We start from the raw sequence: 20,579 nt of genomic DNA, 5'->3' as shown, positions 1-20,579 counted from the left end.
AGCCCGCCGCGAGCCGTCGCCGAGGCTCGCCGCACGAGCCGCGCGAGCGCATGACGACGGCCGGGCGTCGCCGCCCGGCCGTCGCGCTGCGACGCGCTCAGCCCACGGGGACGCGCTCCCGCACCGCCCACATCCGCACCGCGACCGCGAGCACCGCGCCGCCGAGGGCCGCGAGCACGAGCGTCGTCGGGCCGAAGCCGAGCAGCGTCGCGCCCCAGCCGGCGAGCGGGTACGTGAGCAGCCACCAGCCGTGCGCGAGCGAGAACTGCGCGGCGAAGACGTCGGGCAGGTCGGCGTCGTCGACGGCGTCGCGCACGACCCGCCCCATCGGCGCGAGCACCGCGGCGTTGCCCATGCCGGCGAGGCCCCACACGAGCCAGAGCCACGGCAGCGCCCCCGTGCCCGGCGCGAGCGCGAGCACCGGCCACACGGCGGCCACGGCGAGCACCTCGAGCGCCAGCCCGGCGATCATGTAGCGGCGAGGGCCGATGCGGTCGACGACGGTCGTCATCGCGAGCGCCGCGAGCATCGAGCCGACTCCGAACGCGGCGAGCAGCCCGGCCGCCTGCCCCTCGTCGCCGCCGAGGCCCGTGCGCACGAGGGGCACGGTGAGCACCATCGGCACGGCGCCGACGGCGGCGAGCGCGAGGTGCATCGCGAGCGCGCCGCGCAGGCGCGGGAGCTCGACCATGAGGCGGATGCCGCGGGTCAGGCGGCTGCGGCGCGAGGGCTCCCCTGCCGCCGGGCCCGCGGGCTTCGGCAGCGCCACCGAGAGGATGAGGAGGCCCGAGGCCAGGAAGCCCGCCGCCGTGCCGCCGAACAGCGCGACCGACGGGGCGACGACGAGGATGAGGCTCGCGAGCGTGGGCGAGGCGAGCGCCTCGAGGTCGTAGGCGAGCCGGCTGAGGGCGAGGGCGCCGGTGTACTGGCGCTCGTCGCGCACGACCGTCGGGATCGCCGCCTGGAACGTGGGCGTGAAGAGCGCCGCGGCCGACTGCAGCACGATCACGAGCACGAAGGCGGTGACGACGTCGTCGACGAACGGGAGCGCGAGCGCGACGCCGGCACGGCCGAGGTCGGTGGCGACGAGCAGGCGCTTCGTGCCGACGCGGCGGGCGATCGCCGGCGCCAGCGGGCCGATGACGAGGAAGGTCAGCATCTTCAGCGCGAGCAGGGTGCCGAGCACGCCCGCGGCGTCGCCGCCCGCCACGTCGACCGCGAGGAAGCCGATGGCGATCGTCGCCAGGCCCGTGCCCAGGAGGGCGACGACGTGGGCGGCGAACAGGCGGCGGAAGGCTGCGTGCTGGAGGGCGGCGAACATGTGCATCAGTCTTTGCGCATCTGCGCAAGTAGTCAAGCGGTTGTCGGCGGATGCTCAGGATCGCGGTCACGGAGCGTCATGCGGCGGTGCGGGCTCGGTCCCGCTCGGTGGCAGACTGCACACGATGACGAGCGAGCAGGGGCCCGGGCGCGACGGCGCACCGCCCGTCGCGCGCGCCCACGGGCTCGACCCCGTGGCGCTGCGCCGCACGAGCGCGCCCGAGCAGGTCGCCGACCGGCTCACCGCGCTCATCCTCGACGGCACGCTGCTGCCGGGCGACCGGCTGCCCGAGAGCACGCTCGCCGCGTCGCTCGGCATCTCGCGCAACTCGGTGCGCGAGGGCATCCGGCTGCTCGAGCGCGGGCGGCTCGTGCGCTCCGAGATGCACCGCGGTGCCGTCGTCGCCACCCCCTCGGTCGCCGACCTCGACGACCTCTACACGGCCCGCCACCGGCTCGAGGAGCTCGCCGCGGGCCTGCCGGACGACGGCGGCCGCGACCAGGCGCTCGAGGCCGCCTACGCGCGGCTGGAGGCCGCCGCGGCCACGCGGGACGCCCGCACCATCGTGGAGGCCGACATGGCCTTCCACGCCACGATCGTCGCGCGGCTCGGCAGCGAGCGCCTCGACGCGTTCTTCGCCCAGGTGATCACCGAGATGGGCTACTACCTGCGCATCCTGTCGCACACCGACGACGAGCCGGGCCACGCCGACGACGCCGTGCTCGCGCAGCACCGGGTGCTCGTCGACGCGATCCGCGCCGGCGACGCCGCGGCGGCGCGGGCCGCGGTCGCCGAGCACCTGGCGGCGAACCACCGGCGCATCCGCGACATCCTCGCCGAGCGCGCGGCGGCCGGCCCGCGCTGAGCCGGCCGCCCGCGCGCGTCAGCCGCGAGCGAGCCTGCGCGTCAGCCGCGAGCCAGGTTGTAGAAGCGGATCTCCTGGTACTCCTCGAGGCCCTCGCCGCTGCCCTCGCGGCCGAGGCCCGAGGCCTTCGTGCCGCCGAAGGGCGCCGCGACGTTCGAGACGATGCCCTGGTTGATGCCGACCATGCCGGCGTCGAGGCGGTCGGCCACCCGGAACGCGCGGTCGACGTCCTGCGAGAAGACGTAGCTCGCGAGGCCGAACGGCGTCGCGTTCGCGCGCTCGAGCGCCTCGGCCTCGGTCCCGAAGCGGGCGATCGACGCGACCGGGCCGAAGATCTCCTCGACGGCGATCTCGGCGCTCTCCGGCACGCGGTCGAGCACGGTGGGCTCGAAGAAGTGCCCGTCGCCGCCGACCGCCGCGCCGCCGGTGCGCAGCTCCGCGCCCTTGTCGACGGCGTCCTCCACGAGGCGCGAGAAGCCGCGCACGGCGCGGTCGTCGATCACGGGGCCGAGCGCGACGCCCTCGGCGAGCCCGTTGCCGAGCACCGTGGCGCGCATCCGCTCCACGAAGCCCTCGACGAAAGCGTCGGCGATGCCGTCCTGCACGAGGATGCGGTTGGCGGCCACGCACGACTGCCCGCCGTTGCGGAGCTTCGCCACCACGGCGCCCTCGACGGCGCGCTCGAGGTCGGCGTCGTCGAAGACGAGCAGCGGCGCGTTGCCGCCGAGCTCCATCGAGCTCTTGATGACGTGCTCGGCGGCCTGGCCGAGCAGCACGCTGCCGACGCCGGTCGAGCCGGTGAACGAGACCTTCCGCACGCGGCCGTCGGCCATGAGCGCGGCGCTGAACGGGCCGGCCTTCGAGGTCGTGACGACCTGCACGAGCTCCTCCGGCACGCCCGCCTGCACGAACACCTCGACGACCGCGAGGGTCGTGAGGGGCGTGAGCGCGGCGGGCTTGACGACCGCGCCGCAGCCGACCGCGATCGCCGGGGCGATCTTGCGGGTGGCCATCGCCATCGGGAAGTTCCACGGCGTGATGAGCAGGGTCGTGCCGATCGGCGCGCGGGTGGTGAGGATCGTCGAGCCGCCCACGGGGTTCTCGCGGTAGTTGCCGGAGGGGCGCAGCGCCTCCTCGGCGTACCAGCGCACGTAGTCGGCGGCGTACTGCACCTCGCCGCGCGCCTCGGCGAGCGGCTTGCCCATCTCGCGCGTGATGATGTGCGCGAGCCGCTCCTGCTGCTCGATGAGCAGGCCGTAGGCGCGGTGGAGCACGTCGGAGCGGTGGCGCGCGGTGGTGCCCGCCCAGGCGCGGCCCGCGGCATCCGCCCTGCCGAGCGCCACGAGGGCGTCCTCGACGGAGTGGTCGGGCGGGGTCGCGATCGTGCGGCCGGTCGCCGGGTCGTGCACCTCGAAGGTGCGCCCGGTGCCGAGCTGCAGGCGGTCGAGCACGACGCTGGCGACGGCCTCGTCGGAGGCGGTCAGCAGCGCGGCGTCGACGTCGCGGCGGATGGGGGTGGTGGTCGCGGTCGTCATGGCGATGTCTCCTTCGGCGATCGTCAGCGTGCGGCGGCGGGCACGGGCGCGCCTCGGAGCGCGTCCATGGCGGTGGGCACGGCGGCGACGAGCTCGCGGAGCTCGGCGTCGGTCGTGGTGAAGGGCGGGCTCAGCTGGATGACGTTGCCGCGCAGCGGCCGCGCGATCCAGCCCTGCTCGACCATCCGGTCGGTGACCTGCTCGGCCGAGACCTCCGGCCGCAGCTCGATGCCGCCGAGGAGGCCGGCGTGGCGCACCTGGGCGACGCGGTCGTCGCCGGCGAGGCCCGCGAGCTCGGTCTCGAGCACGGCCTCGAGCTCGCGCACGCGGCCGAGCAGCCCCTCGCGCTCGATGATGGCGAGGTTCTCGAGCGCGAGCGCCGCGGCGGTCGCGTGGCCCGAGTAGGTGGTGCCGTGGCGGTAGATGGGCGCATCCGCCTCGTAGAAGGGGCGCCACAGCTCGGGCGCGACGATGATGCCGCCGACGGCCGAGTAGCCGGACGAGATGCCCTTCGCCATCGCGACGATGTGCGGGCGGAGGCCGTAGCGCTGCGCGGCGAACCACTCGCCCGTGCGGCCGAAGCCGGTGATGACCTCGTCGAGGATGAGCAGGATGTCGTGCTCGTCGGCGATCGCCTGCAGGCCCTCGAGGTAGCCGGGCGTGGGCGGGATGACGCCGCCGGTGCCCTGGATCGGCTCGGCGATGATCGCGGCGATGCGGTGCGGGCCGACGCGCTCGACCGTCTCGCGCACGCGCTCGATGTCGTAGGTGTCGAAGCGCACGGTGTCGGGCACGAGCGAGTCGGTGCCGTAGCCCTCGCGGTTGAAGTCGAGGCCGGCGACGCTCGTGCCGTAGGCGTGGAGGCCGTGGTAGGCCAGGTCGCGGCTGAGGATCGCGGTGCGCTCGGGGCGACCCCGGAGCTGCCAGTAGCGGCGGGCCAGCTTGAGGGCGACGTCGATGGAGTCGGAGCCGCCGCTGTTGAGGATGATGCGGGCGTCGTCGATGGGCGCGACGGAGGCGACCTTCTCGGCGAGCTCGAGCGCGCGGTCGTTCACGTAGCGGCCGAACACGTGGTAGGTCTCGAGCCTGCGGATCTGCGCCGCGGCGACCTCCGCCATCTCGGGCCGGCCGTGGCCGATGTTCGCGTGCCAGAGGCCGGCGGTGCCGTCGAAGAGCCGCCTCCCGTCGGCGGTGAAGACGTAGTTGCCCTCGCCGCGGTCGATGACGAGCTGGCGCCCGAGGACCGAGGGCATGTGGGCCTGTGCGCTCCAGAGCGCCGGGATCGAGTCGGGGAGGTCGTGCACGGGCTCAGCTCCTTCGGTCGTCGCGCGAGATCGCGCGGCTGGTAGACGTTCTGATTGTAGGGCAATCCTACGAGGTGGCGATAGGGCGGCGCGCGGTCAGCGCGCGCGGGCCTCCGCCGTGGGACACTGCAGGGGCGACGGAACAGTGCCGCAGCCCAACGCCCACCCGTGGGGCGACGCATGGCGCGATCCCGCCACCTCTCAGAGGTCCTCCATGACCCTCGACGCGTTCGGCGACCTGTGCCCGCGCTGCCTCTCCCTCCTCACGATCGTCCAGCGGCGATGCGCCTCGTGCGGATGGGATCCGACCTCCCTCGACGCCAGGCGCCCGGCGCGACCCGACGACGCCGTGCATCCCACGCAGCACGACGTCTACTCCGCCGACGACCTCGACGCGATCCTCGCCGAGCTCGCCGCGTGCGGCACCGACCCCCACGCGCTGCGCCGCTGGGCGGGCCGCCGCGACGTGCGCACGGCGCTCGTGCGCGCCAGCCGGGTCGTGAGCTCGGTGCGGCTGACGGGCAGGACCGCGGGCGGCGGATGGGTGGAGTTCAGCCTCGTCGACGGCGAGTGGCGGCGCTCGCACTGAGCGCGCGGCGACCTCAGCCGGCGGGCGGCTCGGCGCCGGCCGACTGCCTGCGCCACACGAGCCAGCCGACCAGGCCGGCGAGGAAGTAGGCGGCGGAGCCGACGAGCACCGCGTCGGCGATCGGCCGCGGCAGCTCGGTCATGAAGCGCAGCCCGATCGCGAGCGCCAGGAGGCCGACCGAGCAGCAGGACAGGCCGAACGCGAGCCATCCCGCGAACGAGGGCCGAGCGTCGCCCGGCCCGTCGGGGGCCATTCAGGGCCTGCGGCCTGCGAGGTCGCGCCCCCGCCGTCGGACGTGCGATGCCATGCGGATCCCCGATCTCGGTGCGGACCTGCAGTCTCGCGCACCGCGATGTGCGCGGCCTGCGCGCGGCCGCCCATCGACGCGATCGCGGCAGCCCCGGATGCGGCCCTCAGAGCCGGCGCGTCGGTGCCGCGCCGGGAGCGCGTCAGGCCTCGACGCGGCCGTGGCGGAGCGGCTCGTCGTCGTGCGTGTGCAGCTCGATCGTGTCGATGGCCAGGTGCTCGTGGAGCACGCGGTGGAACGCCTCCATGTCGCCGGCGCGGAGCAGCTCGGCGAGCCGCACGTGCTCGGCGATGAGCGCGTCGTCGGGCTCCCAGCCGTCGAAGTGGCTCATCGCGATGAGCGCCTCGGTGGCGAGCGTGCGATAGGCGCGCTCGAGGCGGCGGTTGGCGCCCTGCGCCACGAGCAGCGCGTGGAAGCCGAGGTCGGCGCGGCGCAGCGCCGCCCGGTCGCCGCGGCGCACCGCATCCGCCATCGGCTCGGTGGCGGCGACGAGGGCGTCGGCGATGCGCGAGCGCTCGGCGGCGCCGTGGCCGACCACGACCTCCGCCGCCGCGCACTCGATGACCTCGCGCGCCTCCGCCACCTCCGCGATGTCGCGATGCGTGACCTGCTTGACGAAGACGCCGCGGTTGGGGCGCCCCTCGAGGAGCCCCTCCTGCACGAGGCGGTGCAGCGCCTCGCGCACGGGACCGCGCGAGACCTCGAGGCGCTCGGCCAGCTGGGCCTCGTTGATCTGGTCGCCCGACTCGAACGTGCCGGCGATGATCCCCTCGCGGAGCTGGTCGGCGATGATCACGGCCGTCGAGCGGCTCTCGATCGCCGAGATGGACTGCAGTCCCACCATGGCTCCCCCTGCCTATCTTCCTATTGTCTACATCACGACGATGTGCGGGCGCTATGACCGGACGACGTCGGGCGTCACGGCCGACGCGTCACGCGTGGAGCGCGTGCTCGTGCGGCGCGTGCTTCGCCGGCTCGATCTGCAGCGTGCAGTGCTCGGTGTCGAAGTGCTCGCCGATGCACGCGTGGAGCTCGTCGAGCACGTCGTGGTAGTCGCGCTCGTCGATCGCGTCGTCGACGACGACGTGCGCCGAGAGGGCGTTGACGCCGGAGGTGATGGTCCAGGCGTGGAGGTCGTGCACGTCGACGACGCCCTTCACCGAGAGCATGTGCTCGCGCGTGGCGTCGAGGTCGACGTCCTGCGGCGTGGCTTCGAGCAGCACCCGCAGCACGTCCTTGAGGAGGCTGTAGGCGCGCGGTGCGATGAGGGCCGCGATCGCGAACGAGGCGATCTGGTCGACGACCATCCACCCGGTGAACAGGATGATGAAGCCGGCGATGATGACGGCGACCGAGCCGAGCAGGTCGCCGAGCACCTCGAGGTAGGCGCCGCGCACGTTGAGGCTCTCCTTCTGGCCCGACTGCAGGATGAGCAGCGAGACGAGGTTCGCGAGCGCGCCGGCGATGGCCGCGATGAGCATGGGGCCGGCCTCGACCTCGACCTCGGTGCCGAGGCGGCGGATGCCCTCGATGACGATCACGACGCAGATGACGCCGAGGATGATGCCGTTCGCCATGGCGGCGAGCACCTCGACGCGCATGAGGCCGAAGGTGCGCTTCGACGTGGCCGGGAGCGCCGCGAGGATGCTCGCGATGAGCGCGATCGTGACGCCCATCGCGTCGGTGAGCATGTGGCCGGCGTCGGCGAGCAGCGCGAGCGAGTTGGCGACGAAGGCGCCGATGAGCTGCACGACGAAGATGCTCGCGGTGATGCAGAGCACGATGACGAGCTTCTTGCGGTGCTTGCCGGTGGCCGTCGTGTGGCCCTCGAGGCCGTGACTGTGGCTGTGGTGGCCGCCGCTCGCGGAGGCCGGACGCGGCGGGTGCGCCTCGTCGAAGGCGTGGCCGTGGTCGTGGTCGTGGTCGTGGCCGTGGTCGCCCGGGCCGTGGTCGTGGTGACCGTGGTCGCTGTGCTCGTGGGTGGCGCTCATGGGCCCACCGTAGCGTGATTGCAGAATGTTGACAATCTGCAATGCGGCAACGCTCGTCTCTGGCGGACGCCGCGCCTTGCCAGTGCTGGCGCGCTGTGTCATCGTGTGCGCATGGATGCAGATATGTCGTACGTCGACGACGAGCCGGTCGAGCTCGCGGTCGAGGTGTTCTCGATGCTCGCCGATGCGACCCGGCTGCGGATCCTCCTCGCGCTCCGCGAGGGCGAGATGTCGGTCGGCGACCTCGCCGCCGTCGCCCGGCGCCCCACGCCGGCCGTCTCGCAGCACCTCGCGAAGATGCGGCTCGCCCGCATGGTCATCGCCCGCCAGGTCGGCACGCGCGTCTTCTACCGGCTCGCGGACGACCACGCGAGCGAGCTCGTGACGATCGCGATGCACCAGGGCGAGCACATGCTCGGCACCGCGCCCGTGCACGAGTCGGTGCCCGCGCTCGAGCGCGACTGACGCGCCGCGGGCGACCGCGCGCCCCGCACGGCCGCGCCCGCCCGCTCCGTGCGACGCGCCGGGCACCAATCGGCGCAGCGCCCGATGAGACTTGGTGCACGCCGTGGTCGTTCTCGGTCGTGCAGACCGACCACGGCGTGCACCAACCGTCGCGCCGGCATGGCGGCGAACCGCGGCGGGCAGCGATCGCCGCAGCGGGCGGCGCGCTCAGCGCGCGCGGTAGTGCGCGGCAAGGCGCGCGAGGCCCTCGTCGATCGTGACCGTCGGCGCCCAGTCGAGCGCCTCACGCGTCTCGCGCTGGTCGAACCAGTGCGCGGTCGAGAGCTGCTCGGCGAGGAACCGCGTCATCGGCGGCTCGTCGGCACCGGGGCGGATCGCCCACGCGCGCTCCACGAGCGAGCCGACCGCTCGGCCGAGCGCGGCGGGCACGCTGATGCGCGGGGGCCTCACCCCCGCCGCCGTGCAGATGCCCGCGAGCAGGTCGCCGACGGGGCGGGGCTCGCCGTTGGTCACCACGAGCGCGCGGCCGTGCGCCGCATCCGCCCGCCGCAGCGCGGCCGCGATCGCGGTCGCCGCGTTGTCGACGTAGGTGGAGTCGATGAGGGCCGTGCCGCCGTTCAGCAGCGGCAGCCGGCCGCGGCGGGCGCGGTCGACGACGCGCTCGATGAGCTGCTCGTCGCCCGGCCCCCAGACGATGTGGGGGCGGATCGCGACTACGGCGAGGCGGTCGGAGTCGCGCTCGAGGGCGATGCGCTCGGCCTCGGCCTTCGTGCGCGCGTAGTCGCCGCGCGCGTGCTGCGGCGAGGCGGGCTCGGCGCCGACGCCCGTCAGCGAGGCGCCCGCGTGCGCGACCGAGGGCGACGAGACCTGCACGAAGCGGGCGGCGCCCGCGCTCTCGGCGGCGTCGAGCAGCGCGCGCGTGCCCTCGACGTTCACGGCGCGGAAGTCGGCGGGGTCGCCCGTGAGCGACACCTTCGCGGCGAGGTGCACGACGCCCTCGACGGGTGCCGACCCATCCCCGGCGACGGCGCGGGCCACGGCATCCGGATCGGTGATCGAGCCGAGCACGTCGGTCGCGCCCGCGACACCCGAGGGGCGGCGCTGCAGCGTGCGCACCTCGTGCCCCTCGGCGACGAGCTGCGCGGCGACGGCACGGCCGAGGAAGCCGGAGGCGCCGGTGACGAGCGCGATCACGGCGCGCCCGGCGTGCGGCCGGCGAGGGTCCGCTCGGCCCAGGCCGAGAGGCGCACGCGGTCGATCTTGGAGTTGTGGCGCACGTCGGTCGGGAGGCTCGGCACGACGAGCACGGCCGCGAGCGGCTGCGCGGTGCTCGCGCGCACGGCGGCCGCGAGGCCCGCGTCGGCGAGGCCGGGCCGGCGGGCGGCCGGGAGCGACTCGACCACGGCGACCGCCTGGCGGAGGCCGTGCGGGCCGACGCCGACGACGGCGGCACGGCGCACCGCATCCACCGCCTCGACGTCCTGCTCGGTGCCGACCGGCGCGAGCGGGCCGTCGGCGGTGACGAGCACGTGCGGCAGGCGGCCCTCGATCCAGAGGCGCCCGTCGGCGTCGAGGTGGCCGACGTCGCCCGTGCGGTGCCAGCGGATCGGGTGCTCGGGGCTCCCGGCGTCGAGCGCCTCGGTGCCGCGCGCGGCCTCGCGGTCGGTGAGCCAGAGCCGGTCGTAGCCGCGCTTCAGGTGCGGTGCCGCGATGACGACCTCGCCGAGCACGCCGGGCTCGGCGCTCGGCTCGCCCACGGCGCGGCCGTCGGCGTCGAGGGCGCTGATGAGGATGCGGTTGCCGTCGATCGCGCGGCCGACGCAGACGCCCTCGTCGGGCGCGGTCGCCGCAGCCTCGACCTCGGCGAGCGTGATGTCGGCGACGAGCAGGCACTCGGTCATGCCGTAAGGCGTGCGCGGCGTCGCGGCCGGCATGAGCGCGGCGATCGAGCGCAGCATCCCGAGCCCGATCGGCGCGCCGGTGGAGAGGAAGGTCTCGATGCGGCCGAGCGCCGCGCGGTCGGCGTCGGTGAGCGCGTCGGCGGTGGCGACCACGTTGAGGACGGCCGCGGGCGAGAGGAAGACGATGCGCGCGTCCGACGCCCGGACGGCCGCGGCGACGGCGGATGCGGTGAGCGTGCGGGGCGCCGAGACGTCCATGTCGGGCGTCGCCGAGCGGGTGCCGAGCGCGGGGCCGAGCAGCGCGAACGGCGCGAACCCGGTGACGAGGCCCGTGCCGCCGTGGATCGCCAGGTGCTGCTCGAGCACGTCGCGGAGAGCGCTCAGCTGCGCGTGCGTGTAGACGACGCCCTTCGCGGGGCCGGTGGAGCCGGAGGTGAAGAGCACCGCCGCCTCGTCGGCCGGGGCGGGCTCGGGCGGGAGGGGCTCGCCGCAGCCGAGGCGCGCGACCTCGCCGAGGCTCGCCTCGACGCCGAGCGCAGCCTCCGCGGCGCGCGGGAGGCGCCCGGCGCTGAAGCGGCGTCCCGGCCAGCCGAGCGCGCGGGCGGCCGCGAGGCCCTTCTGCTCGCCGATGATGACGTCGGGCTGGGCGCCGCGGACGGCGCGCGAGAGGCCCTGCACGCCGAGCCCCGCATCCGCCACGACCGCGATCGCGCCGATGCGCAGGCACGCGTAGACGACGGCGGTGAGGGTGGGGCCGGGCTGGAGCAGCAGCGAGACGCGGTCGCCCCTGCGGATGCCCAGGCGGTGGAGGCCGGCGGCGAGCTCCTGCACGCGCGCATGCAGCTGCCGCCACGAGACGGTGCGCGGCTCGCCGGCGTCGGTGCGCGTCATGTCGATGACGGCCGTGCCGTCATCGAGCGCCCGCTCGTCGAGGCGGTGCCAGAGAGGGCGGAACGCCTCCGCATCCGCTGGCGGAGGAGCCTCGGCCGCCCCCTCCGCTGGTCGAGGAGCCTCGGCCGCAGGCCGCGGCGTCTCGAGACCACCCGCAGCCGGAGCGACGTCCTCCCCCACCCACGACAGCACCGCATCCGCGTACAGCCGCTCCTCCGCCACGAGGTGTCCCGCGCCCTCGAAGCGGTGCACGCGGGCGTGCGGGAGGCGGTCGACGAGGTCGTCGAGGTAGCGGTCGCCGAAGATCGGGTCGCGCGGCCCCCACAGCAGGAGCGCGGGCGCCTCGAGCCGGGCGACGCCGGCGGCGATGCGCTCGAGCTCGGCGTGGCTCTCGTGGGATGCGTCGGCGGGGATGTCGGCGACGAAGCCGCCGATGCCGTCGCGCCGGGCGGCGGTGCGGTAGGGCGCGCGGTACGCCTCACGCACGTCGGCCGGCAGCGGCTCGGCGGGCAGCGAGAGCGTCGTCTCGAGGAACGCGGGCGTCGCGACGGTGGAGGCGGCGAGCACGCCGCGGGCGCGGGCGAGGCGCAGCGGCGCGGGGATCGGCACGCCGGCCGGGTGGTGGATGGCGGTGTTCAGCAGCGCGACGCCGGCGAGCTGCGGCGCGTGGTCGACGGCCCAACCGAGCGAGACGACGCCGCCCCAGTCGTGCCCGATGGTGATGACGGGGCCGTCGCCGACCACCGCATCCGCGAAGCCCGCGAGGTCGTGCACGCGCTGCGCGACCGTGCGGTGCAGGCCGCTGCGCTCCGAGAAGCCCATCTCGAGCTGGTCGACGGCGACGAGTCGCCAGGCGGGTCCGCCCGCTGCGGCGGCGGCCAGCGTCCCCTCGGCGAGGCGCCGCCACAGGAACGACCACGTCGGGTTGCCGTGCACCGCGAGGATCGTGCCGGCCGGCTCGACGCCGAGCGCCTCGAGCTCGCCGGCCGTGTCGAGGCAGTGCCAGCCGCGCGTGACACCGGCGTCGATGCCGCGGCCAGGCACGCGCACGAGGCGACTCCACGCGGGGTCGAGGCCGGGGAGGCCCTCGGGCGGGAGCGAGGCGGGCGCGGTGGTGGTGCGCGGCGCGGTGACGGCGGGGCCGGAGCCGCTGCCGGGAGCGTGGTCGTGGCGAGCCGAGCTCACCAGGCGAGCTCCATCATGGCCGTGTTGAGGCCGGATCCGACGCCCATGAGCAGCACGCGGTCGCCGCGCTGGAGCGTGGCCTGCTCCTCGGCGAGCGTGATCGGGATGGAGGCGGGGCCGACGTTGCCGTAGCGCGGGTAGGTGGTGGGCACCTTGGCCGGGTCGAGCTTCGCGGCCTTCACGATCGCGTTGGTGTGCACCGACGAGACCTGGTGCGTGATGTAGCGGTCGACCTCCGACCACTTCCACTCCGGCGCCGCCTCCTTCCAGGCGGAGACGACGAGCTCGAGGCCGCCCTTGAGGAGCGCCTTCGCGTTCGTGTACATGCCCTCGGCGCTGCCGACGCAGAGGTCGTGCCACTGGGTGGCGGCGCGGGTGACGCCGCCGAGGATGCGGTGGCCCTCGGGGTGCTCGTCGGCGCGGCCGAGCACAGCGGCGGCCGAGCCGGAGCCGAGCGTGAGGGTGGCGAACTCGCTGAGGAAGTCGTCGCGGTCGATGTCGTCGCCCAGCAGCCGCTCGACGGTGTTCACCTGGATGTCGTCGGCGTCCTCGCCGTTGACGACGATCGCGTACCGGATCTGGCCCGACTCGATCATCCCGGCCGCGAGGCTCATGCCGTTCACGAAGCCGAGGCACGCGTTGGCGACGTCGAAGTTGATGGCGCTCGTGGGCAGGCCGAGCTCGTGGTGGAGGCGCACGGCGACGCTCGGCTCGAGGTGCTTGCGCGTGACGCTCGTGTTGATGAGGAGGCCGACGTCACCCGGCTGCACGCCCGCCTGCGCGAGCGCCTCGTTGCCCGCCCGGACCGTGGCCGCATCCGCGCTCTCGCCCTCGGCCCAGTTGCGCCGCGCGTCGACGCCGGCGACGCGGCGCAGCAGGCCCTTGCGCAGCTTCAGGCGGCTGAGGGCGCCGTCGAGGCGGTGCTCGATGTCCTCGGACGTGGTCGTGCGACTGGGCAGGGTGCTCGCGACGGACAGCAGCGAGACGTTGCTGAATCGGGTGGTCGCGTTGCCGGTCATGCGTGCTCCAGAGTGCGCCGGCTCTGGGTTCCGGCACGCCCGCCAGGCTAGCGAGCGACCCTGTGGGGGACGGGCATGGTTCGCTCCGGGCGGACCGAGGCGCGCCCGTGTCCCCCACGTCCGTGGGATGATGGTCTGCTGGACGCGCCACGAGCATGCGTCCCGATCCCCCATCACCGACGACGGGCGCGACCGGCGCACGGCGATCGGCCGTGCCCGCTGGCGTGCGCCGTCCCTTGCCGAGGAGCATCCGATGACCACGACGCACAGCACCGAGCAGACCGCCCCCGCGACCGAGGCCGGCACGCCGACGACCGCCGCCGCGGCGCCCCGCGCGCGACGCTGGCCGTGGATCGTAGCGCTCGTGGTGGTCGCCGCCCTCGGCGCGACGGGCACGGCGCTGGGCTTCTCGCAGGCCTCGGCCGCGCAGGCGCAGCTCGCCGAGACGCAGTCGGAGCTCGGCGACGTGCAGACGCGCGCCGACATCCTCGGCAGCAGCCTCGACCTCATCCGCGACCACCGTGACCGCCTGCAGGTGCAGCTCGACGAGCTGCTCGAGTCGCAGGAGGGCTGAGCCCCCTGCTCCGCGACGGGCCGCTGCCTCCGGGCGGCGGCCCGTCCGCGTGCGCGGCGAGCATCCGTCCCCCACGCTCGCAGGACGCGGGTGTACGGTCCGCCGCATGGATGACGACGCCGTCTCGACCGATCCCGGTCTGTACACCGTGGTGTTCGAGAACGAGCGCGTGCGCGTGCTCGAGTACCGCGACTCGCCCGGTGCCAGGAGCAGCGCGCACCATCACCCCGACAGCGTGCTCATCCCGCTCTCCTCGTTCGAGCTGAGGCTGGAGCACGGCTCGCGGACGACCGACCGGACGCTCGAGTCGGGCGTGGCCCAGTGGGTGCCCGAGGAGTCGCACGTCGGCGAGAACGTCGGCTCGAGCGACGGCCACGCGATCCTCGTGGAGCTGAAGGAGCCGAGCCCTGCGGGGTTCCCGCAGGCGGCCGGCTCGGCGGGCGACTCGGAGGGCTGACGAGCTCGACGTGCACCGAGCGGTCCTGTCGGCACCGCGCGCGGGGCAGATCGGTGCACCTCTCGCTGCGTAGGTGCACCGGACCGCCGTCTTCGGCGCTCTCGAGGGGCCGATCCGTGCACGTCCTCTGCGCGGCTCGCGGCCGCGTGTGATCGGATGGGCGCACGGCCAGGCGACGATGCGGAGGCGCGGATGCAGGGAGTGCTCGACCGACTGCGGGGCGCGCTGCGCGACGACCAGCTCGGCCTCGACGACGCGGTGCGGGAGGCGTACGCGCACGACGACGCCGAGTGGGCCGACTTCGCTCCCCCGCTCGCGGTGGTCTTCGCCGAGTCGATCGACGACGTCGTCGCGGTCGTCCACGCGTGCGCCGCGACGGGCACGCCGATCGTCCCGCGCGGCGCCGGCACCGGGCTCTCGGGCGGCGCGAACGCGACCGCGGGGTCGGTCGTGCTGTCGCTCGAGCGGATGACGCGCATCCTCGAGATCGACGCGGGCGAGCGCTTCGCGGTGGCCGAGGCGGGGGTGCTCAACGACGCGCTGCGCGCCGCCGTGGCCGAGCACGGCCTCTGGTACCCGCCGGATCCGGCGTCGAGCGCGATCTCGACGATCGGCGGCAACGTGGCGACGAACGCCGGCGGATTGTGCTGCGTGAAGTACGGCGTGACGGCGGATGCGGTGATCGCGCTCACGGTCGTGCTGGCCGACGGGTCGGTGGCGCGCGTCGGGCGGCGCACCGCGAAGGGCTCGACCGGCTACCAGCTGGCGCAGCTGCTCGTGGGCAGCGAGGGCACGCTCGGGATCGTCGTGGACGCGACGGTGAAGCTGCGGCCGCTCGCCGGGCGCGAGGACCGCGCGATCGTCGGGTCGTTCGCGTCGCTGCACGCGGCGGGCGTCGCCGTGGCGGCGATCTCGGCCGACGGCATCATCCCGTCGGCGCTCGAGCTCATCGACCGCACCTGCCTCGACGCCGTCGCGGCCTGGCAGCACCTCGACCTGCCGACCGGGCAGGCGGCGCTGCTGCTCGCGCGCGTCGACGAGCCGGGCGCCGCGGGTGAGGCGCTGGCCGCGCGGGTCGCCGAGCACATGACCGCGGCCGGCGCGACGTCGGTGTCGCGGTCCGTCGATCCGGAGGACGCCGACCGCCTCTTCCTCGCCCGCCGCCTCGCGTATCCGTCGCTCGAGCGGCTCGGCCCGGTGCTCACCGAGGACGTCTGCGTGCCGCGCCGCGCGGTGCCCGAGATGCTCGCGCGCATCGAGGCGATCGCGCTCGAGCACGACGTGACGATCGCGAACATCGCCCACGCGGGCGACGGCAACCTGCATCCGCTCATCATCGCGCCGGAGGGCGACGCGCATGCGCGGGGCCGCGCGAAGGAGGCGTTCGACCGCATCGTCGAGGCGTGCCGCGACCTCGGCGGCACCGTCACGGGCGAGCACGGCGTGGGGCTGCTGAAGCTTCCGGGCGCGGCGGCGGAGCTCTCGCCCGAGGTGCTCGCGATGCACCGCGCCATCAAGCAGGCCCTCGACCCGCAGGGCATCCTCAACCCCGGGAAGGCGTTCCCGGGGCTCTCGACCTAGGAGGTCACGTGCCGTTCCTCACCGCTCCCGACGGCGTCCGGCTGGCGTACTCGCAGCACGGGCCCGCCTCTGGCGCCGCTGTCGTGCTGCTCGCCGGCTTCCGCGCGCCCGGCACCTCGTGGCGGTTCCAGGTGCCGGCGCTCGTGGCGGCCGGGTACCGTGTGACGGTGCTCGACCTGCGCGGGCACGGCGCCGCGGATCCGTCGCCGGTCGGGACCACGATGGCGACCCGCGCCTCCGATGTCGACGTGCTGCTGCGGCACCTCGGGATCTCGGATGCGGTGCTCGTCGGCGGCTCGATGGGCGCGTCGACGATCTGGGCCTACGTCGCCGAGTTCGGGGAGTCGCGCGTGCGGGCGGCGGTGTCGGTGGACCAGACGCCGCGGATGCTGAACGGCGACGGCTGGGACCACGGCTTCTACGGCTACGACGCCGCGAACCGCGACACCTACTTCGCGACGACGATCCCCGAGACGGGGATGGGCACGCCGCTGTGGCGGAAGCCCGTGCGCACGCTGCGGCTTCTGCGGGCGATGGCGGGCGTCTCGCGCGAATTCAGGCCGGGCGACCTCGGGCTCCTGAACGACCACGCTCGAGCCGATTGGAGGACGGTGATCGCCTCGTTCTCGCGGCCGGTGCTGTTCGTGGCCGGGGCCGAGAGCGAGTACTGGCCGTCCTCGCATGCCGCCGCTGCCGCCGCGCTGGCGCCTCGCGGATCATCGGCGGTCGTCGAGCGCGCGGGCCACGCGACGAACATGGAGCAGTGGCGGGCAGTCAACGGCGGGCTGGCCAACTTCGCATCACGAGCAGGAGAGAGCGCATGATCCGTTTCACTGACTTCCTGCCCGTCCCTGAACCCTCACGGACGAAGGTGAAGTTCAACATCCGCGCGGGCGTCGGCGGCGTCGCGGCATGGGACCTGCTGCTCGAGGAGAACCAAGAGGAGTGGCTGAACATGAGCCGCTACCGCGCGAAGCAGCAGAACAACAACTTGGGCGATGCCGAGTACCTGATGTCGTTCGCGCAGTACTACCCGTACGGGCCGCAGTACTTCATTTTCGGTGGCTTCTTCCTAGTCCGGAAGGTCGTCCCCGAGATCATCGGCGGATACGGATACGACCTCACTCCCGTGCCGATGCACGAGGACTACATCAAGCGCCTCATCGTCAAGCTGCGACAACCGATCGGCCGCGACCTGTACCTGCGGAAGTACGACCGCCTCCAGGAGAGCCGTCTTGCACCGGAGGTGTACGAGCTGGCACCCGACGTGAAGCTCGGAACCTTCCCCGGCTACCAGAACGTCAGACTGCGACACCACGAACTCCAGCGCATCATTGCCAATGACGAGCCGAGCTGGAAGGACGCGCTATCGAGCGTGAAGGGTGTCTATGTCATCACGGACCTGAGCGATGGCGCCCTCTACATTGGGTCGGCGTCAGGAGAGGCCAACGGGCTCTGGCAGCGGTGGTCGAGCTACGCCGATGTCTGGAACCTGAGCGGAGGCAACAAGGGGTTCGAGGACTTGCGCTCCTCAGCCGGCGACGGTCATCTCATCGAGCACTTCCAGTACTCGATCCTGGAGATCTTCGATCCCAAGACGAGTGCGGCAACCGTGCTGCAGCGGGAAGCGTTCTGGAAGCAGGCGCTCGATACTCGACGCCATGGCATGAACCACAACTAGTCGGATCCGCCTTCGCTCCCTACCCCCGGTAGCGGCGAACAGCCTCACGGATAGCATTCGCGTGCCTGTAGATGTCGTCGAGCGACTCGAGGGGATGCTTGGTCTCCACCTTCGCGTCGTCGAAGAGACCGAGGTACTTCTGCTTCAGGCCGTTGAAATGCAGTCGGGCGATCGGCTTGCGGTTGTTGTCGTCGAGCAGGATCGCGAAGTATGACTTGGCGTCGCGGTGCACGATACGCGGAGGCTTGACCTCGCTGCAGGCGATCGCCTTGACGATCTGGTAACCCTCGAGCTCCTCGAGCGTCGTGTCGACCTCGGTGTCGCGGTCGAGATCCTTCTCGGCGATCGGCTCGCTGGCGACGGCCGTCGCCGACTCGGACACCGGCGCCGGCGTGTAACCGGTCGCGCCGAGCGCAGTCTTGAGCCGGTCGTTCACCTGGTCGCTCAGATACTGCTTGCCCGCCTTCGCGACGAGGGTGGAGAACTGCTCTCGAACCTTCTGCGTGAAGGCGCCCTCGTAGACGCGCGTGGTGAAGAACCGCACCCAGTCGTCGGTCGGCTCCTTGAACTGCTCCCCGATAGCTCGCTTGATCGCCCCGACGTACTTCAACTCCTCGGCAGCGCTGATGACGGAATCGAGATCGAAGTTCTCCTTCGTCAGCTTGCGGAGCTCGGGCACGATCGATTCGTCGATGTCGGAGAGATCCAAGACGAGGAACGGCTTCTCGTCCATGCGGTTGGGGCGATCGAGATCCGTGAAGAACTGATAGACCTCGCCGTTCGTCAGAACCGCGATCCGCGCGTTCGTCACGGCGAAATACCGGAAGAGCTGGGATGCGTGCTCGAACTTGAGGTTGCCGACTGACGCCTTGCACTCCAGCAGGATCTGCACCTCGCCATCGCGGAGGATGGCGTAATCGATCTTCTCGCCCTTCTTGAGGCCGACATCCGCGGTGAACTCAGGCACGACCTCGAGCGGGTTGAACACGTCATAGCCGAGGATCGACGAGATGAACGGCATGATGAACGCGTTCTTCGTTGCCTCTTCGGTCTGAATGGCCGACTTCTGGTTCTGCACCTTCGTCGCCAACGCGTTCAGGCGATCGCTGAATTCCACATCTACCTCCCGGGATTGCCACGACAGTAGCGCGGAGCGACGACATCGCTGAGACCGACTCAGTGAATTGCCGAACTATCGAGCGAACGAAGGACGGAGCGCCTCCCGCAGGTCCCGATCGACGACGTGCACGTAGGTGCCGAGCATCCCGCGGGTGAGCAGCACCGCATAGATGTTGAGGACGAAGGTGCGCAGGTCCTCATCCGAGTAGGCGATGCCGCGGATGTTGTTGTTCGCCTTGCCGCGCGCGTCGAAGTAGTGCTCGCGGCGGAACACGACGCGACGGCGTTCGGCGTCCCAGCCGACGTCGCGGCCGATGAGCACCCCGGCGTAGTTCAGGTCGTAGCCCTGCACCGTGTGGATCGACCCGACCTCCTCGCGCGAGGTCCGGGAGCGGATCCACTCCGTCGCCGTCCGGTTCCACTGCAGCTCGAGGCCGTCGACCTCGATGTCGGGCGCGGATCGATCCTTGTTGCTGCGCCACCGCCAGGCATAGCCAGCCAGCATCCGCGACAGCCCGACCTCGTCGTCGCGCTGGAGGATCGCCTCGCGCATCGCGGCGGCATTCTCGAAGAAGCGCAGGTCGTACTCGCCGAGGTCGGGCCGCACGACGGTCGCGTCGCCTTCCGCGGCGAGCGCATCGCGGACGAACGCGACGTAGTCGGTGCCGGCCGCGACGCGCATCTGCGTCGCGAGCCGGTGGACTCGCCCGTCGGCTGCCGCGCGCTCGACGAGCGGGCCCACGACCTCGGCGGGCAGGTCGGAGGGGCGCACTGCCTGCAGCTCGTCGAGCATCACGATGCGATGCTCGGCCCTCGCCTCGATCCAGTCGAGCTGCGACCGGGCGTGGTCGTCCTCGCCGAAGAGGCGCTCGGTGATGAGGCGGAAGTCGCGGGTCTGCACGCCGACGGCCTGTGCGGCTCGTTGCGAGAGCCGGTGCGCCTCGTCGACGACGAGCACGTCGAAGCGCTCCTCGCTGTGCCCGACCTGGAACGGCGAGAGCACCATCGACGGGTCGAGGTTCGGCGTGTGCGAGAAGACGCGACGGATGGAGGCTCGGAGCGACTGCTGGGGCACGACGAGTCCGATTCGGGCCGAACCGAGCAGCTCGCGGTGCCCTGCCGTGAAGAAGTCGTCGAAGAGCGACTCGCCGGTCGGCTCCTCGTCGCGATCCGCCGCGGCGATGTCGGCGAGCAGCTTCATGAGGTAGATCGCGACGATCGTCTTGCCCGTGCCCGGGTTGCCCTGCACGATGCTCGTGCTCTGCACACCGGCCTCGAGGTCGTGGAACAGCGATTCGACGATGTCGGCCGTCGCGGCGGCCTGGTCGACCGTGAGCGCCTTGAAGGGCGAGAGCTTGAAGAGGTCGGAGTTGCGGATCTCCGGGATGCTGCGCGTGAAGAGGCCGCGGCTGCGGAGCTCGTCGAAGACGGTGTCGAAGCGCGCCTGGTACTCGTCGCGCCGGTAGTAGTCGGCGTCGACGATGCCTGTGTTGCGATTGAGCACCGTCCGAGCGGCGTCGCCGCTGAACAGCCGGATGAGGAACGACTCGAGATCGAGGCACGCGGACTTGTGAAAGGTCTCGTCGACCACCACGTGCGCTCGCTGGAGGTGCTGCCGCTCGCCCTTGAGGTGCTGCTCGGCGCGCTTGCGCATGTTGAGCGTCTCGCCGACGTAGACCTCGGATCCGCCCTCCAGCGTGTAGACGACGGGCCAGTTCGTGGCGCGAGGGTCGGCCCCGGCCCAGGCGCGCATCGACGCGTCGTCGAAGGGCAGCTCGTGGATGGTCGGCACGG

The 20,579-nt window shown here is 73.0% G+C and carries 19 protein-coding genes; 8 read left to right on the top strand and 11 right to left on the bottom strand.

Annotation, left to right across the window (positions count from 1 at the left end):
• Positions 1-97 precede the first annotated feature (97 nt).
• Positions 98-1,321, bottom strand: a complete 1,224-nt coding sequence (locus tag IEW90_RS01695; RefSeq protein WP_188715372.1) for an MFS transporter — start codon at positions 1,319-1,321, stop codon at positions 98-100.
• A gap of 124 nt (positions 1,322-1,445) precedes the next feature.
• On the opposite strand from IEW90_RS01695, the gene IEW90_RS01690 reads away from it, so the two are divergent.
• Complete coding sequence (locus IEW90_RS01690) at positions 1,446-2,186, top strand: GntR family transcriptional regulator (protein ID WP_188715370.1); 741 nt, start codon at positions 1,446-1,448, stop codon at positions 2,184-2,186.
• A 41-nt stretch (positions 2,187-2,227) separates the two neighbouring features.
• Here IEW90_RS01690 and IEW90_RS01685 read toward each other — a convergent pair whose 3' ends face one another.
• Complete coding sequence (locus IEW90_RS01685; RefSeq protein ID WP_188715368.1) at positions 2,228-3,721, bottom strand: NAD-dependent succinate-semialdehyde dehydrogenase; 1,494 nt, start codon at positions 3,719-3,721, stop codon at positions 2,228-2,230.
• 23 nt (positions 3,722-3,744) lie between these two features.
• On the bottom strand, positions 3,745-5,025 hold the full coding sequence (locus IEW90_RS01680) for an aminotransferase family protein (RefSeq protein ID WP_229679443.1): 1,281 nt from the start codon (positions 5,023-5,025) through the stop codon (positions 3,745-3,747).
• Between the two features lie 349 nt (positions 5,026-5,374).
• On the opposite strand from IEW90_RS01680, the gene IEW90_RS01675 reads away from it, so the two are divergent.
• Positions 5,375-5,614 (top strand): hypothetical protein, encoded by a 240-nt coding sequence (locus IEW90_RS01675; protein ID WP_188715366.1) that lies wholly within the window; start codon positions 5,375-5,377, stop codon positions 5,612-5,614.
• A gap of 13 nt (positions 5,615-5,627) precedes the next feature.
• On the opposite strand, the gene IEW90_RS01670 is transcribed toward IEW90_RS01675, so the two are convergent.
• The 3 genes from IEW90_RS01670 to IEW90_RS01660 all read right to left on the bottom strand — a co-directional run bounded on the left by IEW90_RS01670 (position 5,628) and on the right by IEW90_RS01660 (position 7,912).
• On the bottom strand, positions 5,628-5,867 hold the full coding sequence (locus tag IEW90_RS01670) for a hypothetical protein (RefSeq protein WP_188715364.1): 240 nt from the start codon (positions 5,865-5,867) through the stop codon (positions 5,628-5,630).
• Between the two features lie 196 nt (positions 5,868-6,063).
• Entirely contained in the window at positions 6,064-6,765 is a 702-nt protein-coding gene (locus tag IEW90_RS01665; RefSeq protein ID WP_188715361.1) for a GntR family transcriptional regulator, read from the bottom strand.
• An 88-nt stretch (positions 6,766-6,853) separates the two neighbouring features.
• Positions 6,854-7,912: a cation diffusion facilitator family transporter gene (locus IEW90_RS01660; protein WP_188715359.1), complete on the bottom strand. Its 1,059-nt coding sequence runs from the start codon at positions 7,910-7,912 to the stop codon at positions 6,854-6,856.
• 111 nt (positions 7,913-8,023) lie between these two features.
• On the opposite strand from IEW90_RS01660, the gene IEW90_RS01655 reads away from it, so the two are divergent.
• The gene (locus IEW90_RS01655; protein ID WP_188715357.1) at positions 8,024-8,377 is read left to right on the top strand and encodes an ArsR/SmtB family transcription factor; all 354 of its coding nucleotides are present in this window, start codon (positions 8,024-8,026) and stop codon (positions 8,375-8,377) included.
• 207 nt (positions 8,378-8,584) lie between these two features.
• Here the strand turns inward: IEW90_RS01655 and IEW90_RS01650 are convergent, their stop codons facing one another.
• The 3 genes from IEW90_RS01650 to IEW90_RS01640 are packed head-to-tail and all read right to left on the bottom strand — an operon-like array spanning position 8,585 to position 13,373.
• Positions 8,585-9,571, bottom strand: a complete 987-nt coding sequence (locus IEW90_RS01650) for an NAD-dependent epimerase/dehydratase family protein (protein WP_188715354.1) — start codon at positions 9,569-9,571, stop codon at positions 8,585-8,587.
• Positions 9,568-12,354, bottom strand: a complete 2,787-nt coding sequence (locus tag IEW90_RS01645) for an alpha/beta fold hydrolase (RefSeq protein ID WP_188715352.1) — start codon at positions 12,352-12,354, stop codon at positions 9,568-9,570. Before IEW90_RS01645 ends, IEW90_RS01650 begins: the two co-directional genes overlap by 4 nt.
• Entirely contained in the window at positions 12,351-13,373 is a 1,023-nt protein-coding gene (locus IEW90_RS01640; protein WP_188715350.1) for a 3-oxoacyl-ACP synthase III, read from the bottom strand. Before IEW90_RS01640 ends, IEW90_RS01645 begins: the two co-directional genes overlap by 4 nt.
• 253 nt (positions 13,374-13,626) lie before the next feature.
• On the opposite strand from IEW90_RS01640, the gene IEW90_RS01635 reads away from it, so the two are divergent.
• The 5 genes from IEW90_RS01635 to IEW90_RS01615 all read left to right on the top strand — a co-directional run bounded on the left by IEW90_RS01635 (position 13,627) and on the right by IEW90_RS01615 (position 17,666).
• Positions 13,627-13,947 (top strand): hypothetical protein, encoded by a 321-nt coding sequence (locus IEW90_RS01635; RefSeq protein ID WP_188715348.1) that lies wholly within the window; start codon positions 13,627-13,629, stop codon positions 13,945-13,947.
• Between the two features lie 106 nt (positions 13,948-14,053).
• Positions 14,054-14,404 (top strand): cupin domain-containing protein, encoded by a 351-nt coding sequence (locus IEW90_RS01630; protein WP_188715347.1) that lies wholly within the window; start codon positions 14,054-14,056, stop codon positions 14,402-14,404.
• 192 nt (positions 14,405-14,596) lie between these two features.
• Positions 14,597-15,985: an FAD-binding oxidoreductase gene (locus tag IEW90_RS01625; protein WP_188715344.1), complete on the top strand. Its 1,389-nt coding sequence runs from the start codon at positions 14,597-14,599 to the stop codon at positions 15,983-15,985.
• A gap of 8 nt (positions 15,986-15,993) precedes the next feature.
• Positions 15,994-16,809, top strand: coding sequence for an alpha/beta fold hydrolase (locus IEW90_RS01620; RefSeq protein ID WP_188715342.1), 816 nt, complete (start codon positions 15,994-15,996; stop codon positions 16,807-16,809).
• Entirely contained in the window at positions 16,806-17,666 is an 861-nt protein-coding gene (locus IEW90_RS01615; RefSeq protein WP_188715340.1) for a GIY-YIG nuclease family protein, read from the top strand. Before IEW90_RS01620 ends, IEW90_RS01615 begins: the two co-directional genes overlap by 4 nt.
• Positions 17,667-17,685: 19 nt before the next feature.
• Here IEW90_RS01615 and IEW90_RS01610 read toward each other — a convergent pair whose 3' ends face one another.
• A complete protein-coding gene (locus tag IEW90_RS01610; protein ID WP_188715339.1) occupies positions 17,686-18,783 on the bottom strand; it encodes a type I restriction endonuclease in 1,098 nt (365 codons plus the stop codon).
• Positions 18,784-18,858: 75 nt separating this feature from the next.
• Complete coding sequence (locus IEW90_RS01605) at positions 18,859-20,577, bottom strand: DUF2075 domain-containing protein (protein ID WP_229679442.1); 1,719 nt, start codon at positions 20,575-20,577, stop codon at positions 18,859-18,861.
• Between the last annotated feature and the right edge of the window lie 2 nt (positions 20,578-20,579).

This window comes from Agrococcus terreus (assembly GCF_014645235.1).
Classification (GTDB): domain Bacteria; phylum Actinomycetota; class Actinomycetes; order Actinomycetales; family Microbacteriaceae; genus Agrococcus; species Agrococcus terreus.
Note: the sequence above shows the minus strand (reverse complement) of the source record. Positions and strands in the feature narration are given on the sequence as shown.